At 44.4% G+C, this 1494-nt stretch carries 1 protein-coding gene and 2 pseudogenes; all 3 read right to left on the reverse strand.

What is annotated here, in order from left to right; translation table 11 throughout:
• A partial coding sequence (locus tag A3738_RS32545; protein ID WP_369819769.1) for an NAD-glutamate dehydrogenase domain-containing protein occupies window positions 1-255 on the reverse strand: 255 nt, incomplete at its 3' end.
• Window positions 253-669, reverse strand: a pseudogene (locus A3738_RS32550) (hypothetical protein); the annotation flags it as partial. The gene A3738_RS32545 and the pseudogene A3738_RS32550, both read right to left, overlap by 3 nt.
• A 70-nt stretch (window positions 670-739) precedes the next feature.
• Window positions 740-1494: pseudogene (locus A3738_RS32320) on the reverse strand (NAD-glutamate dehydrogenase domain-containing protein); the annotation flags it as partial.

Raw genomic sequence — 1494 nt, forward strand, 5'->3', positions numbered from 1 at the left:
CATCGGTACAGGCAGTGGCACATCAGGAATGAGGCGCGGTAATAATTTAAATGATAGGTAGGCCTTTGCTGCGCCTTGTTCAGCTTGGTAGAAATTGGTCCTAACGGTTGCCTTAATCAAAGACAGATACAGTCTTAAAATTTTATCTTCTGTAAGGTTTGGCACTGATTCTAGTGCGTCGTTGATGAGGTTTTCTAACTCACCGCCTCGCTCTTCTCGTTCAGCAACTTTTAAACCCTTCGGATTAAACCTCACATCAAACAATTCAAGTAAAAGCCTGACAATCGCTCCATTTGCAATCAGAGTGGATGAAATAAGCTCTTGAGAGTTACTGACTCGAATTTGACGCATATACCGTGCATAACTTCTAAGTACAGCGATTTGGCGCCAATCTAGATAGGCGCTTGCAAGCAACCTGTTGAATCGGTCGTTTTCGGCGCGTTGAGCCCATATTTCTTTAAATAATTCTTCAAACTGCGCGCTAATTGCAGATAATTCTACGTCAGTCTGGCCCTGACTTTCCAACAAGAAATCATGAATCCAGACACTGTTTGCATCGTCATTCTTAACGATAAACGGGCTTTCACCAATGACATTGAAGCCCATGTTTTCAAATATGGGCAGAACTTCTGATAAGGTGACGGGGGTATCCGAAAAGAACAGTTTGCAATGAAACTTCGACGCAGGTTACGACATCGCCCGATAAAAGCTCATTTCAAAACCAGGTGAGCCGATAATTTTATCGATTGTGCTGCAGATCTAAAGATGCTCTCCGTGCGGTGAACGCTTCGCGGTAACTGGCATTAAACCCTTGTCGGTATTGCTTCGCTAAATGAACGCCTTTTTCTTCGCCGTATTGATCATTTAATGCAGCCTCCAAATCATCAAACCACGAAACGACTGTGCTCATTATCTTCTTTCTAATGGAGTCGTAAACTTCTTTAGATGGTGGCGTTTCGCTGAGTTTTACGTTGAACTGCGTTCGTGCAAGAGGAGATTCCGAAAGATGCGTATTGAAGTCAATGTCTTCCGCGTTCAAATCTTTGGCCAGTATGTTCTGTAGTTTTAACCTGAGATCGGTATTGAACAAGTCGCGAGGTACGTATACTAAAACACTCACGAAGCTGCCAAAGGCATCTTCGCGCATATACACGTCTACCTTGCGACGCTCTTGCGCATACAAAGCAGCCTGCAACGCACTAGTAAGACGCTCGGTCGAAACCTGAAATAATTCGTCGCGCGGAAAGGTTTCTAACAGTTGTCTGAACTCTTTTCCGCTGTGATCTTTCTCGTTGTAGCCTGAAAGATCGATAGCTTCTTTCGCTTTCTCTCTTAAAAATGGAATACGAGAAACTTCTTCGTTAAACACGCGTGCTGTGTACAGTCCGATGAAACGTCTCTCACCGATGACTTCTCCATCGTCATTAAAACGCTTTACTACTATGTAATCCGGGTATGCAGGACGATGAACGCGGGCGCGTCGGGAGGACTTCG

Source organism: Oleiphilus sp. HI0066 (assembly GCF_001635725.1).